Source organism: Burkholderia sp. SRS-W-2-2016 (assembly GCF_001931485.1).
Classification (GTDB): domain Bacteria; phylum Pseudomonadota; class Gammaproteobacteria; order Burkholderiales; family Burkholderiaceae; genus Paraburkholderia.
Map to the genome: position 1 here is coordinate 54910 of NZ_MSDV01000042.1, position 15147 is coordinate 70056.

10 protein-coding genes are annotated in these 15147 nt (G+C 68.0%); 7 read left to right on the top strand and 3 right to left on the bottom strand.

Annotation, left to right across the window (positions count from 1 at the left end):
• The first annotated feature begins 51 nt into the window (after positions 1 to 51).
• Complete coding sequence (locus BTH42_RS18695; protein WP_075302090.1) at positions 52 to 1191, top strand: hypothetical protein; 1140 nt, start codon at positions 52 to 54, stop codon at positions 1189 to 1191.
• Between the two features lie 70 nt (positions 1192 to 1261).
• On the opposite strand, the gene BTH42_RS18700 is transcribed toward BTH42_RS18695, so the two are convergent.
• The 3 genes from BTH42_RS18700 to BTH42_RS18710 all read right to left on the bottom strand — a co-directional run bounded on the left by BTH42_RS18700 (position 1262) and on the right by BTH42_RS18710 (position 5716).
• Positions 1262 to 1987, bottom strand: coding sequence for a DUF2968 domain-containing protein (locus BTH42_RS18700; protein WP_075302092.1), 726 nt, complete (start codon positions 1985 to 1987; stop codon positions 1262 to 1264).
• 275 nt (positions 1988 to 2262) lie between these two features.
• Positions 2263 to 3807 carry a type 1 glutamine amidotransferase gene (locus BTH42_RS18705; protein WP_075302094.1) on the bottom strand — a complete coding sequence of 515 codons (1545 nt, stop codon included), beginning with the start codon at positions 3805 to 3807 and terminating at the stop codon, positions 2263 to 2265.
• Between the two features lie 151 nt (positions 3808 to 3958).
• Positions 3959 to 5716, bottom strand: coding sequence for a cation:proton antiporter (locus BTH42_RS18710; protein WP_075302096.1), 1758 nt, complete (start codon positions 5714 to 5716; stop codon positions 3959 to 3961).
• Positions 5717 to 6192: 476 nt separating this feature from the next.
• Between BTH42_RS18710 and BTH42_RS18715 the strand changes: the two genes are divergently transcribed.
• The 6 genes from BTH42_RS18715 (at position 6193) to BTH42_RS18745 (ending at position 15108) form a co-directional block, all read left to right on the top strand.
• On the top strand, positions 6193 to 7572 hold the full coding sequence (locus tag BTH42_RS18715; RefSeq protein ID WP_075302107.1) for an amidase: 1380 nt from the start codon (positions 6193 to 6195) through the stop codon (positions 7570 to 7572).
• A 324-nt stretch (positions 7573 to 7896) separates the two neighbouring features.
• Complete coding sequence (locus tag BTH42_RS18725) at positions 7897 to 8406, top strand: disulfide bond formation protein B (RefSeq protein ID WP_075302109.1); 510 nt, start codon at positions 7897 to 7899, stop codon at positions 8404 to 8406.
• 412 nt (positions 8407 to 8818) lie between these two features.
• Positions 8819 to 10369 carry a xanthine dehydrogenase small subunit gene (gene xdhA / locus BTH42_RS18730; protein ID WP_075302111.1) on the top strand — a complete coding sequence of 517 codons (1551 nt, stop codon included), beginning with the start codon at positions 8819 to 8821 and terminating at the stop codon, positions 10367 to 10369.
• On the top strand, positions 10369 to 12828 hold the full coding sequence (gene xdhB, locus BTH42_RS18735) for a xanthine dehydrogenase molybdopterin binding subunit (RefSeq protein ID WP_075302113.1): 2460 nt from the start codon (positions 10369 to 10371) through the stop codon (positions 12826 to 12828). The genes xdhA and xdhB overlap by 1 nt, the downstream gene beginning before the upstream one ends.
• Before the next feature lie 130 nt (positions 12829 to 12958).
• A complete protein-coding gene (gene xdhC, locus BTH42_RS18740; protein WP_075302115.1) occupies positions 12959 to 13975 on the top strand; it encodes a xanthine dehydrogenase accessory protein XdhC in 1017 nt (338 codons plus the stop codon).
• Positions 13976 to 14055: 80 nt separating this feature from the next.
• Positions 14056 to 15108 (top strand): adenosine deaminase, encoded by a 1053-nt coding sequence (locus BTH42_RS18745; protein WP_075302117.1) that lies wholly within the window; start codon positions 14056 to 14058, stop codon positions 15106 to 15108.
• Positions 15109 to 15147: the final 39 nt, after the last annotated feature.

Sequence of the window (15147 nt, forward strand, 5' to 3'; positions counted from 1 at the left end):
ATTCCGTGACTGCCTCGCCGGTGGTTCTGTCACGGACACCGGAACAAGCCGATGTCCAGCACGCCGCTCACCCTGATCGAAGGCGCTTATGCGCTGCCCCGCCTGCGTCCGCTCGAACGCTTGCCCGAGCCATTCGGGCGCGACTGGTCGTTTCTGCCGACTGGCCAGCGCTGGCGCCAGGAACTGGAGTCGCTGTATGCGGCGCTGTTGCGCACGGTCTGCATCGGCGAAGGCGGACTGCTGGCGTACGGGCAGTGGGTCACGTTCGATAACGTGCGGTTCGGCGTGCAGCGCCTCGTGGCGGCGAAGCCGGCCAGACGCGGCGCGTCGCGTTCGGCCGCGCCGAAACCGGTCGCACGAACCGCATCGTTCGACACCACCCGCAAGAACCCCCTCGGGCCCACGCGCATCCCGTTGAAGATTCGCACGCCGAGAACGGCGCGGCGGCGCGCGTCCAGGCAGCGGCGCGCGGTCGCGGCGGGCATCGTCTGCGCGCTCGGCTGCGTCGCGCTGTTCGCGTGGCTGCGGCTCGCGCAACATGCCGATCAGACACCGCGGCAGGTCGTCGAGAATATGCTGAAACCGCTGCAAACGCTGCTGACTCGTGGCGATGCGCCGGCGCAGAAGCGGGAAGCTCAAGTCGAGGCGGTGGCGCGGCAAGCGGCGGCGCCGGGCGAGACGGCTGCGCAGGCGTCCGGTGGCGCGGCGGTTCGCGCGGATGTTGTGCCGTCAGCGCGGAAGCCGGATCTTGCAGGCGGGACTGCGTCTGCGGCCACGCCCACGGCAACGTCCACCTCTGTCGTAGCCTCGGTTCGAAACGCCACGACACCCACCGCACTCCCCTCCGATACCCATTCCTCTTCGACGCGGCGTGTCGCGCGTATGGATACGCATCGGCCGGCGGTGGCTCGCTACGCCGCCAATTCGGCGTCGCATGGCAACGGCCTGGTGCGCGGTGCGTACGTACCCGGACGGCCGGGCTCGGCCGCCGCGGCCAAACGCAACGCGTCGCGCGCGCCGGACTGGCTCGGCACCGACGATTACGACAGCGTCACGATGTCCGCCGCGCTGCAACTGCTCGACCAGGCTGCCCCTGCCCGGTCGAACGCCATGCCGGCGAATAGCACCGAGTGGGCGGATCATCTGTCGCAGCGGCGCGTGACCGAAATCCCCGACCGCTTCGCCCGCTGAGCGAATCGCGGCAACGGACGTAAAAAAGCCCGGCTGTTATACACAGCCGGGCTTTTTTTCATTCACACGTTTATTTCTGCGACGGCAAGCCGAGTTCCGTCTGTTGCTGCAACTGCATCACCTGGCTCTGCACCTCACGCAATTGCGCCTGCGCCTTGTCGCGTTCCGCGCGCAGCGCGAGCGCCTCGCCGCGAGTCTGACGCTGATAGTCGTCGACCTTCGCCTGCTGCGTGCGCGCGACGTCGAGATCGGCCTTCAGGCGTTGCGCCTGCGTCTGCGACGTCGTAATGATCCCTTGCAGATACGTGTTCTGCGCCTGCAATTGCGTGCGCCGGATCTCGACGTCCGAGAGCTTTTCAGTCTGCCGGGAGAAATCGGCGTAAATCGTTTCCGCGCGTTCGGACGACGCCGAGCGGATCACGCGCCAGAAATGTTTATCCTGAAATAGCGCGACGTAATAAGTCATCCTCGCAGGATAGAAAAACAGACTCGCGCCGTAGCTGCCGTTATAGGTCGTACGCAGTTCGCTCAGATTCGAGTCGTGAATCAGCTGCATCAGTTCGGCGACATCGCCGCGCGCCGTGCCGGACGCGCTGTCCGAATCCGCGCTTGTATCGAGGTTCGCGGGCACGCTGGCCGCGGCGTCCGGTTGCGGCGTCAATTCGCTGACGGCCGGCCGGGTGCCGGCGCGCGGCGCGGTGCCGCCGTCCTGTGCCGCCAGCGCGACACCCGCATGACACAGCGCATAGGTGCTCGCGATCAGCATCGCGCGCCGGATGATCAACGGATACTTCATACAGCCTGCTCCACGCAAATCCAGAATAGCCCGCGATTATCGCGCGGATTTGCTGCGAGGCGAAGCAGTTAACTGTTGTCTCTACGCACTTAAAATCGAGATAAAGCGCGGGATTAACGCGGATTTTAAGAATCGGCTTTATCTCGATTTTTATCGCAAATTAACGGGCTCACGAAGCAACACGGGAGTCCTGATTATTTCGAGAGAAGCGCGTCGCCGGTATAAAAAATAATGCCGGCGCGCATTGCACGCGCCGGCACCCTGCCCGATTCCGGTTAGAACCGCGTCTCCCGCGCGACGCGCAGGAAGGTATCGAGCAACGGCGTGCAATCGAGCAGTTCCGGGCCGCCCGCGCGGTGAAATTCCGGATGCCATTGCACGCCCATCACGAACGGCGCGCGACGGTAGCGCACCGCCTCGATGATGCCGTCCGACGCCGACACCGCCTCGATGTTCAGATCGCGGCCGAGCGTCTTCACCGCCTGGTGGTGAATCGAGTTGACGATCGCGTCGCGCCGTCCGGGGAACATGTTCAGCAGCGTCGAGCCGTCCGGGAAATGCACGCCGTGACGATGCTGGTCGTAGTTCTCGTTGACGTGCGCGTCGGCGGTCGGCACGTCGGTCGCGATGTCCTGGTACAGCGTGCCGCCGAACGCGACGTTGATCAGCTGACAGCCGCGGCACACGCCGAGCACCGGCTTGCCGGACTCGACGAACTCGTGCAGCAGTTCGAGCTCGTACATGTCGCGCACGCGGTCGCCGGGCCATTCGTGGCTACTCGCCGCTTCCGCGTAGGTCTGCGGCGACACGTCGGCGCCGCCTTGCAGCAGCAGGCCGTCGAGGTGCTTCGCGTAGTCGCGCAAACGGATATTGCTCGGATGCAACATGCCCTGATGACCGACGGTCGGGATCATGAACACCAGCACATCGCGCGACATCACCCAGTGCGCGATCGATTCCTCCAGATACTGCAGCGTCTTGCCGCGCAGCCCCATCGCGCCCGGCTCCGGATGGAAGATCCGCGCCGATACGCCGATGCGCAGCGTGCGCTGCGTGATGCGCTGCCCCGCGCGATCGAACAGCTGCCGCGCGCGCGCCGCGATGATGCGGCCGAATACGCTCCACGCCGAATCGCTCTGGCGCAGATAGCGCGGCGGCGACGGCGGCAGCGCGTTGGGCGGCGGCGGGTTGGTCGCGCTGAAATCGGGCGCCGCGCCGAAGCCGGGCGGCGGCGAGCCGGCCGCACGCGCGGTGGTGGCGGGGGCATCGGTGGCGGCGAGCGGTTCGTCGGTAACGACGTCGACGTCCACCGCACCGAACGGCGCCGACGCCGGAGAAACCGATACGTCCGCGGGCGGCTCGCTCACCAAGGGGGCGGGCTTCACCACCTGGGCCGGTTTCACCGTCGGCTCGAACTTCGCGCCGGTCCCGCCCGTGTCGGCCCGCGTAGTGCCCGCTTGAGCACCTGCCTGAGCACCCGACTGAGCACCCGCATGGCTGCCGGCGCGCCGCGCGTCGCGCTCGTGCACCGCCGCTTCCTGCCGCGCGGTGGATTCCGCGGCGGCGCTGCGCGCCTCGGCCGCATCGCGCAACCGGGCCGAACGTGGGTCTTCAGGCGTCACCGACGACGCGCTCAGCGGGTCATCGGTCGACGAGCGCACGGTCGCCTCCTCGGCCGCGGCGTCTTTAGCCGGCGACTGAGTGGCGTCTTCATGCGAGGGAGGAAGTGCGGCGGCCGTTTCCGGCGCGCCGGTCGGCGCGGGTGTGGCCGCCGGAGGACTGCCGGTCGTGCCGGCGTTTTCGGGTTTGTTTTCGCTCATGACTGTCGGACTGGCGCCTTTCACGCGAACGAATGAATATGCCCTGATTATCCGCCAGCGCCGCGAGGCGGGCAAACGCGCACACAATTGCTCACATTGTTGCAGCCGTGTCGCCTCGCGGCTTCACGCGCTCACCCGGAAACCCATTCACTCAAGGGTCCGGCTGTTCCTCGAACGTTTCGCGCAGCGCGATCTGCATCGACGCGTGGATCTTCACGCACCAGCGCCACACCAGCGCGAGCAGCACCGCCGCGCACACCAGCACGGCGACCAGCAGGCCGGTCGGCGGCAGGATGCTGCTCGACAGCGCGGCCACCAGCAGGAACACGCCGATCATCGACACGATCGGCACCACATCGGCGATCGTGCGGCGCAACGCGCTGGTCAGGCGCCCCGCGTTGCTCGGCTGCACGCTGACTTCGGCGAGCAGCAGCGCGAGCGATTTGGTCTTGCGATAGACCGCGACCAGGAACGGCAGCGACACGAACAGCGCGATGCTCCACTGCACGACGCGCTGCCACGAGCCGTCGGCGAGCCAGTGGCCGAGCAGCCGGCCGGTGTACGGCGCGCTGTACGACACCGCGAGGAAGATCGCGGCGACGAACGCGAGATTCACCGCGATCTGCACGATGATCCGCCGCGTCATGCCGAACAGCGTCGGCTCGCCGGTTTCGGTGGTCAGGCTGCGCAGCCATTGCCCATACAGCCCGAACACGTTCGACAGCGTCTCGGGCATCACCCGCGCGATCCGCCGCGTCAGCGGATCGGCGACACGGATCAGATACGGCGTGCTCAACGTGGTCAGCGCCGACACCGCGACCGCGATCGGATACAGGAAGCCGCTGGTGACCTTCAGCGTGACGCCGAGCGACGCGATGATGAACGAGAACTCGCCGATCTGCGACACGGTCATGCCGACCCGCATCGAGGTGCGCGCGTCGCGTCCGGCGAGGAAGGTGCCGAGTCCGCACGACACGATCTTGCCGACGATCACCGCGAACGTGATCAGCGCGATCGGCCACGCGTACTCGATCATCACTGCGGGGTTCAGCATCAGCCCGATGGTCACGAAGAAGATCGCGGAAAACGCGTCGCGCAGCGGCGCGATCAGATGTTCGATCCGGTGCAGATGGCGCGACTCGGCCATGATCGCGCCGATCAGGAACGCGCCGAGCGCGATGCTGTAATCGAGCTTGACCACCAGCAGACAGAAGCCGAAGCAGAAACCGAGCACCGACACCAGCAGCATCTCGTCGCTGTGCGTGCGCGCCACGTAATTCAGCGCGCGCGGCACCAGCAGCACGCCGACCAGCAGCGACACCATCATGAACAGCAGCAGCTTGCCGAGCGTGATCGCGGCGAGTCCGGCGCTCAGCTGGCCGGTCTGCGCGATGCCGGTCAGCAGCACCAGCATCGCGATGCCGAGAATGTCCTCGACGATCAGGATGCCGAACACAAGTTGCGCGAAGCCCTCGCGTTTCAGACCGAGATCGGACAGCGCCTTGACGATGATCGTGGTCGACGAGATCGCGAGAATCGCACCGAGAAACAGCGAGTCCATCCGGCTCCAGCCGAACGCACTGCCGATCTCGTAGCCGATCCACAGCATCAGCACGATCTCGGACAATGCCGCGACGATCGCGGTCAGGCCGACCTTGAACAGTTTGCGCAGACTGAATTCGAGCCCGAGCGAAAACATCAGGAACACCACGCCGAGCTCGCCGAGCGTCTGGATCGTCTGTTCGTCGTGGATCAGCTGGAACGGCGGCGTGTACGGCCCGATGATCACGCCGGCCGCGATATAGCCCAGCACCACCGGCTGCTTCATGCGATGGAACAGCACGGTGACGACGCCGGCCAGCGCCATCACGACGGCTAGATCCTGAATGAAGCCAATGCCCTGGTGCATGAACGCGTTCCTTACAGAAAGTAATGTGTTGCCGCAGTTTAACAAACGGATCGGCCGCGTCTGATTGTGCCCTGGTGAAATTTTGGGCAAAAGACGGCGGTCACACGTCATGTGACGACTGCGTGCGAGCGGGTTTTCGACGGCCTCGACGCGTAGCAGATATCACCTTAATATTTCCCCAAAATTTTTGAGACACGATCGAGACACCAGCCACGCCCGTTCCCGCCCAACACGCCCGCGTTGCCCGCCGCCAGGCCGACAGCCACCCTGACAAACCGCTCCGATGACACTCCCGCCAACCTTCCCGCTTCGCTTCCCGGCCGGGGTCGTCGCCGTTAGCGGGCTTCGCCGGTTCGCTGAGCCGCCCCGCCCGCCGCGCACCGCGTGCGACGCGACCGGCAGCGCGGTCGCTGTCGCTGTCGCCGCACCAAACGGCTCACCCTTTCACCCGCTTCAACCGGATCTGAACGAACCTCATGGCCACTGAATTCGCCCCCTTCCCGCCGCTTGCCCAGCTTGCCGCCGATCTCGCCGCCGGCCGCACCACCAGCCGCGCGCTGGTCGAAACCGCGCTCGAACGGATCGCCGATCCGGCCGGCCAGGGCGCGGCGGTCTTCATGCACGTCGACGCCGACGCCGCGCGCCATGCCGCCGACGCGCACGACCGCCTGCGCGCGGCCGGCACCGTGCTGTCGCCGCTCGCCGGCATCCCGGTGTCGGTCAAGGATCTGTTCGACATCGAAGGCCAGCCGACCCGCGCGGGCTCGGTGGTGCTCGCCGGCGCGCCGCCGGCCACCGCCGACGCGGTCGCGGTCGCCCGGCTGAAGCGGGCCGGCGCGGTGCTGGTCGGGCGCACCAACATGAGCGAGTTCGCGTTCTCCGGGCTCGGCCTGAACCCGCACTACGGCCATCCGCTGTCGCCGTACCGGCGCGGCGTCAAGGGCGACGAACGGATTTCGGGCGGCTCGTCGTCGGGCGCGGCGGCCTCGGTCGCCGACGGCATGGCGGCGGTCGCGCTCGGCACCGACACCGGCGGCTCGATCCGCATCCCGGCCGCGCTGTGCGGGCTGACCGGCTTCAAGCCGACCGCCGCGCGGATCCCGAAACAGGGCGGCGTGCCGCTGTCGAGCACGCTCGATTCGTTCGGGCCGATCGGCGTGTCGGTCGCGTGCTGCGCGCTGGTCGACCGGATGCTCGCCGGGCTCGAGCCGCGCATCCCGGCCGCGCGGCCGCTCGAAGGGGTGCGCCTGGGCGTACTGACCAATTACGTGACCGACGGCGTCGAGCCGGAAGTCGCACGCGCAATCGATACCGCGCTCAAGCACCTGGAAGCGGCCGGCGCGATCGTCAGCGAAGTGCGCTTCGCGCCGCTCGACCGGCTGCCGGAGATCAACCGGATCGGCTTTTCGCCGATCGAGGCGTATGCGTGGCATCGGCCGCTGCTCGAACGGCATCGCGACCAGTACGACCCGCGCGTGCTGGTGCGCATTCTGAAAGGCCAGCCGGCCAGCGCGATCGACTATCTGGACCTGCTGGCCGAGCGCCAGGCGCTGCTCGACGAAGCCGCGCGCACGCTGTGGCAGCGCTTCGACGCGGTGGTCGCGCCGACCGTGCCGGTGGTGCCGCCGCGCGTCGCCGACCTGCTGCACGACGACGACGCGTTCGGCCGCACCAACGCGCTGATCCTGCGCAATCCGAGCGCCTTCAACTTCCTCGACAGCTGTGCGCTGTCGCTGCCCTGCCATCTGCGCGGCGACGCGCCGGTCGGGCTGATGCTGGCGGGCGCGCCGCACGCGGACGACGCGCTGCTGGCGATCGGGCGGGCGGCCGAGGCGGTGTTGAACGCGATCCGGTGAGCGGGGCGGGGTTCGCGGCGAGCGGCAACGCGTGTGGTAGGAGGCAGGTGGCAGGTGGCAGGTGGCAAGCGGTAGGCGGTAGGCTGCAGGTGGCAAGCGGTAGGCGGTAGGCGGTAGGCGGTAGGCGACAGGCGGTAGGCGACAGGCGGTAGGCGGTAGGCGACAGGCGGCAGGCGGCAGGCGGTAAGCCGTAACCGGCAAATCACGGCCCCCCTACCGCATCCCGGTCCGCGCCGGAATCGTCTGCCGATACGCGGCCGGGAGGGCGTTCGCGCTAGAATCGCGGGCACCCGCTTTCACCGTTTCGAGATAACCCGACGACCCATGAACAACGATTCCGCGATGCTGCGCCGCGAGCGCTCCCTGCTGGTTCTGCTCGGCCTGATCTGCGTCGCCCTGGTGGGCGGCGCGCTGTACCTGCAGTTTTTCGAGCACGAAGATCCGTGCCCGCTGTGCATCATCCAGCGCTATTTCTTCCTGCTGATCGCGATCTTCGCGTTCCTCGGCTCGCGCTTTCACAACTGGCGCGCGGTACGCGTGCTCGAACTGCTGGCCGCGCTGTCGGCGCTCGCCGGCATCGCGACCGCCATGCGCCACGTGTACGTGCAGGCGAATCCAGGCTTCAGCTGCGGCTTCGACGCGCTGCAACCGGTCGTCGATAGCCTGCCGCCCGCGCACTGGCTGCCGAGCGTGTTCAAGGTCGCCGGCCTGTGCGAGACCCCCTATCCGCCGATCCTCGGCTTGTCGCTGCCGATGTGGTCGCTGGTCGGCTTCGTGGTCGCGTTTCTGGCGCTCGCGCTCAGTCTGGTGCGCAATCGCCGCCGGGTCGGCTGACGTGGTTTGAAAAAACGGGCGAATCCGCGCGCCAATAGAGCGCCGGATTCGCCGCGATGTTCTCCGCTGCGCCACGCCTGCACAAACCACCGGACTGCGCGCCGTCCAGCGGGCGCGGCCGCAACCCGGCGCCAATCTTCCGCACTTCTCGCCACCCGGCCCTCCGGCCGCCGCGCTCCGCGCGCGCCCGCTTCGGTCCACCGCGCTTCCCCGCTTCCCCCGCAACTTCCCGCCGCCGCGCGAATCGTACGAGCATCATGACCGCCGCCACATGAGCTTCATGCGGCGCGGAAAATATTTTCGGCCCGGCGTAGTGCTATCGTCGGGTCTGGATGGCGATCTACGTGCGCGAGGCCGGCTTCGGTGACCCCTGCGTAACGCGCGCCCGGTCCGCACTGTCTTCCGATTCGCCATGACAACGCAAACCATCCGCTTCTATCACCAGGGGTCCGTCCGCGAGGTCGCGGGCATCCCGCCGACGCGCACCGTGCTCCAGCACCTGCGCGAGGATCTGCGCTGCACGGGCACCAAGGAAGGCTGCGCGGAAGGCGACTGCGGCGCGTGCACGGTCGTCGTCGGCGAACTCGACGCGCATGGCGGCCTCGCGCTGAAAGCGGTCAACGCGTGCATCCAGTTCCTGCCGACGCTCGACGGCCGCGCCCTCTTCACCGTCGAAGATCTGCGCGGCGCTAACGGCGCGCTGCATCCGGTCCAGCAGGCGCTGGTCGACTGTCACGGTTCGCAATGCGGCTTCTGCACGCCCGGCTTCGTGATGTCGATGTGGGCGCTGTACGAAAACCAGCCCGCCGGCGCCGGCCTACCGACTCGCGATGAAATCAACACCGCGCTGTCCGGCAATCTGTGCCGCTGCACCGGCTACCGGCCGATCGTCGAAGCCGCGCAGAAGATGTTCGATTACCAGCAGCATCCGCGGCATCCGCGCCTCGCGCTCGACCGCGACGCGCTCGTCGCGACGCTGCGCACGCTACAACGCGCGGACACCTTCGAATACCGCGCGCCCGATGCCCGCGGCGCCACGTTCGGCTCCTCCGCCTTCTACGCCCCCGTCTCGCTCGATGCATTCGCGACGCTGCGCGCGCAGCATCCGGACGCGCGCATCGTCGCGGGCAGCACCGATGTCGGGCTGTGGGTCACCAAGCAGTTCCGCGAACTCGGCGAGTTGCTGTACATCGGCAACGTCGCCGAATTGAAGACGATCGCGCGCGACGCGCAGATGCTGACGATCGGCGCGGCCGCCACCCTCGAAGACGCGTTCGCGGCTCTCACGGCCGACTACCCCGAACTCGCCGAACTGTGGACCCGCTTCGCATCGCTGCCGATCCGCAATGCCGGCACGCTCGGTGGCAACGTCGCGAACGGCTCGCCGATCGGCGACTCGATGCCGGCGCTGCTCGCGCTCGACGCCGAGCTCGTACTGCGCCACGGGCGCGCGAGCCGCACGCTGCCGCTCGATGCGTTCTACGTCGGCTACCAGAAGAGCGCGCTCCGGGCCGGCGAATTCGTCGCCGCGCTGCGCGTGCCGCGCCCGGCCGGCGCGCTGCGCTTTCGCACCTACAAGGTGTCCAAGCGCTACGACCAGGACATCTCGGCGGTGTGCGCGGCGTTCGCGCTGCACATCGGCGAAGATCGGACGATCCGCGCGGCCCGCGTCGCGTTCGGCGGAATGGCCGCGACGCCGCAGCGCGCCGCGCACGCCGAAGCGGTACTCGACGGCGCGCACTGGGACGAAACCACCGCGCGCCGCGCAATGGACGCGCTCGCCGCCGACTACCAGCCGCTCACCGACATGCGCGCATCGAGCGCGTACCGGCTGAAGGTCGCGCGCAATCTGCTGTGGCGCTTCTACCTCGAAACGCGCGACGACGCGCCGCTCGCGCTGTGCGACGTGAACGCGTTCGCATTCGAAGCCGACGCGGCGACAATCGCGAAGGAGGTGCCGTGATGAACCGCACCGATGTGTTTGTCGAAGAGCGTGCCGGGACCGGACCGGCGCAACGGGACGCCGAACCGAACGACGCCGCGATCGGCGTGCCGCTGCCGCACGAATCCGCGGAACTGCACGTGAGCGGCGAAGCGACCTACACCGACGACATCGCCGAACTTCACGGCACGCTGCACGCGGCGCTCGGTCTGTCGCGCCATGCGCATGCGCGGATCGTGTCGATGGATCTGGACGCGGTGCGCAACGCGCCCGGCGTGATCGCGGTGCTGACCGCCGACGACATCCCCGGCGAAAACAATTGCGGCCCGGTGCTGCACGACGACCCGATCCTCGCCGACGGCATCGTGCAATACCTCGGCCAGCCGGTCTTCGCGGTGATCGCCGAGAGCCACGAACTCGCGCGCCGCGCGGCCGCGCTCGCGAAAAGCGACGACGTGGTCCGCTACGAGCCGCTCGAAGCGATCCTCACCGCGGCACAGGCGAAAGCCGCGAAGCAGTTCGTGCTGCCGCCGCTGCATCTGCGGCGCGGCGATCCCGATGCGAAGATCGCCGCCGCGCCGCATCGGCTGCAAGGCAGCTTCGAAGTCGGCGGCCAGGAACAGTTCTATCTCGAAGGCCAGATCGCGTACGCGCTGCCGAAGGAAATGGACGGGATGCTCGTCTATAGCTCGACGCAGCATCCGAGCGAAATGCAGCAGGTCGTCGCGCATATGCTCGACTGGCCCGCGCACAACGTCGTGTGCGAATGCCGGCGGATGGGCGGCGGCTTCGGCGGCAAGGAATCGCAGTCGGCGCTGTTCGCGTGCGTGGCCGCGCTCGCCGCGCAACGCACGCGCAGGCCGGTCAAACTGCGCGCCGATCGCGACGACGACTTCATGATCACCGGCAAACGCCACGACGCGGTCTACGAATACGAAGCCGGCTTCGACCAACGCGGCCGCCTGCTCGGCGTGCGCGTCGAGATCGCGTTGCGCGCCGGCTATTCGGCGGACCTGTCCGGCGCCGTTGCAACGCGCGCGGTGTGCCACTTCGACAACGCGTACTATCTCGCCGACGTCGATATCGTCGCGCTGTGCTGCAAGACCAACACGCAGTCGAACACCGCGTTTCGCGGCTTCGGCGGTCCGCAAGGCGCGCTCGTGATGGAGGTGCTGCTCGACGAGATCGCGCGCGAACTGCAGAGCGATCCGCTCGACGTGCGGCTCGCGAATTACTACGGCGTCGGCGAACGCGATACGACGCCGTACGGGCAGCGCGTCGACGACAACATCCTCGCGCCGCTGACCGACGCGCTGCTCGACACCAGCGACTATCGCGCGCGCCGCGCCGCACTCGCCGCGTTCAACGCGCGCAGCCCGGTTCTGAAGCGCGGGATCGCGCTGACGCCGGTCAAGTTCGGTATTTCGTTCAACGTACCGTTCCTGAACCAGGCCGGCGCGCTCGTGCACGTGTACAAGGACGGCTCGGTGCTGGTCAATCACGGCGGCACCGAGATGGGCCAGGGGCTCAACACGAAGGTCGCGCAGGTGGTCGCGAACCAGTTCGGCCTGCCGCCCGCGCGGGTGCGGGTGACGGCCACCGATACGTCGAAGGTCGCCAATACGTCGGCGACCGCCGCGTCGACCGGCAGCGATCTGAACGGCAAGGCCGCCGAAGACGCCGCGCAAAAGATTCGCGCGCGGCTCGCCGAACTCGCGGCGAAGCTGCTCGGCGGCGACGCGGCCGACGTCGAATTCGCGCATGGCGGCGTGACGGTGAACGGCGGCGCGATGCCGTTCGGACAACTGGTCAACGCCGCGTATCTGGCGCGCGTGCAGTTGTGGTCGGACGGCTTCTACGCGACGCCGAAAGTGCACTGGGACGCGCAGACGCTGACCGGCCATCCGTTCTATTACTTCGCGTATGGCGCGGCGGTGTCGGAAGTCGTGATCGATACGCTGACCGGCGAATGGAAGCTGGTGCGCGTCGACGCGCTGCACGATGCCGGGCAGTCGATCAATCCGGCGATCGATCTCGGTCAGGTCGAAGGCGGCTTTATTCAGGGGATGGGCTGGCTCACCAGCGAGGAACTATGGTGGAATCGCGACGGCCGGTTGATGACGCACGCGCCGTCGACGTACAAGATCCCGGCGGTCAGCGATACGCCCGCCGCGTTTCACGTGCGGCTCTACGAGAACAGTAACGTCGAGCCGACCGTGTTCCGCTCGAAGGCGGTCGGCGAGCCGCCGCTGCTGCTGCCGTTCTCGGTGTTGCTGGCGATTCGCGACGCAATCGCCGCCGCGGTGCCGGCCGCGAAAGCTGCTCCGCCGTTGCGCGCGCCGGCGACGCCGGAAGCGATACTCGATGCGCTGGACGCGTTGCGTGAAGCGAACGCGACGGAAGCGCCCACGCAAGCCCCCGCCGGAGCGCAGACGCTCGCGCAAGCCGCGCCCCCATCCGCGCCGGACGGGTCGCACTGAATGGAACAACCGCGCAACTCGGCGTCATTGCCGGCCGCAGCATCGAACGACCCGACGCGACACGACCGCCGAAGGCCAGAACAACCCGCCGCCCGGACACCCCGCGCGGCCCCGCATGGAGAAACGCCGGATGCAAGCCTGGCTCACTGACCTGCAACACCTGCTCGCGCACGGCGACGCCGCCGTGCTGGTGACGGTCGCGCGCGCCGAGGGTTCGGCGCCGCGCGAAGCGGGCACCAAGATGATCGTCACGCGCGAAGCGGCCCGCCATACGATCGGCGGCGGCCACCTCGAATGGAAGGCGATCGAGACCGCCCGCCAGGTGCTGCGCGACGGCATGCGCGCGCCGCAGATGCGACGGCTCGAACGTTTCGCGCTCGGCCCGAGCCTCGGCCAATGCTGCGGCGGCGCGGTGATCCTCGCGTTCGAACGGCTCGACGTCGGCGATCTCGGCTGGATCGCGTCGCTCGCGAAGCGGCTCGCCGCCGGCCTCGCGACGGTGCGTAGCGTATCATTCGGCCCCGCGCCGGATCCGGTGATGCTGTCCGAGCCCGAACCGGGCGTCGACACCGCCGACTGCCTGCTCTGGGACGGCGCCGGTTTCGACGACAGCAGCGCGCTGCTGACCGAGACGATCGCGCCGGCCGAATTCCCGGTCGTGCTGTTCGGCGCCGACCACGTCGGCGCGGCGCTGGTGCGCGTGCTCGCCACGTTGCCGTGCACGGTGCGCTGGGTCGACGAACGCGACGCGCAGTTTCCGCCGCCGGAGACCCTGCACGCGCCGAACCTGACGATCGACGCGAACGACGCGCCCGACGAAGCGATCGATCAGGCCGCGCCGAACACGTACTTCGTCGTGATGACGCACAACCACGCGCTCGATCTGGAACTCGCCGAACGCATCCTGCGGCGCGGCGACTTCGCGTTCTTCGGGATGATCGGCTCGCACAGCAAGCGCAAGCAGTTCGAGCATCGGCTTGCCGCGCGCGGCATCGATCCGGCGCAGATCGCGCGGATGAAGTGCCCGCTCGGCGTCGACGGAATCGTCGACAAGGCGCCCGAGGTGATCGCGATTTCCGCGGCCGCGCAGCTGCTGCAGGCGGTCGAAGCGAACGCGGGCGCGCGCCGCGCGAGCCAGCCGGTGTGACGCGCGGACCGCGCCATCCCGCGCCACCCCCGCGCCACCTTCTACGCATTCAACAACTAACTACCCAGCCCCCGACCACCATGACTACGACAACCGCTACCCCGCTCCCGCTCGCCGATAAAACCGCACGCGCGCCGAAGGCCGAACTGCACATCCACATCGAAGGTTCTCTGGAGCCCGAACTGATTTTCGCGCTCGCGCAGCGCAACGGCGTGAAGCTCGCGTACGACTCGGTCGACGCGCTGCGCGCCGCGTACGCGTTCACCGACCTGCAATCGTTCCTCGACATCTACTACGCGGGCGCGAGCGTGCTGCTGCACGAGCAGGACTTCTACGACATGACGATGGCTTATGTCGAACGCTGCCTCGCCGACAACGTGATCCACAGCGAAATCTTCTTCGACCCGCAGACCCACACCGAACGCGGCGTGCGGATCGCGACCGTGGTGGCCGGCATCGAACGCGCGCTCGCCGACGCGGAAAAGCGCGGGATGTCGAGCAAGCTGATCCTGTGCTTCCTGCGCCATCTGTCCGAGGAAGACGCGCTGGCCACCTTCGACGAAGCGTTGCCGCTGTTCGAGCAATACAAGCACCGGCTGATCGGCGTCGGTCTCGATTCGTCGGAGCGCGGCCATCCGCCGTCGAAGTTCGAGCGTGTGTTCGCGAAGGCGCGCGCTCTCGGTCTGAAGCTGGTTGCGCACGCGGGCGAGGAAGGCCCGCCGTCGTACATCTACGAAGCGCTGGACGTGCTGAAGGTCGATCGCGTCGATCACGGCGTGCGCAGCATCGAGGACCCGGCGCTCGTCACGCGGCTCGCCGACACGCGCGTCGCGCTGACCGTGTGCCCGCTGTCGAACCTGAAGCTGTGCGTATTCGACGATATGACCAAACACACGCTGAAGGACCTGCTCGATCACGGCGTCGCGGTGACCGTCAATTCCGACGACCCGGCCTACTTCGGCGGCTACGTGAACGCGAACTATCTGGCCACCATCGACGCGCTGAAGCTCGACGACGCCGAGGTCTACACGATCATCCGCAACGGCTTCGAGGCGTCGTTCGTGACGCCCGAGGAACGCGACATGCTGATTGCAAAGCTGGACGCGAGCTGGCGGCAAAACGGCCCGCACTGACGGGCAGCAACCGGCGGCGGGCGTGTCGCGACACGCCCG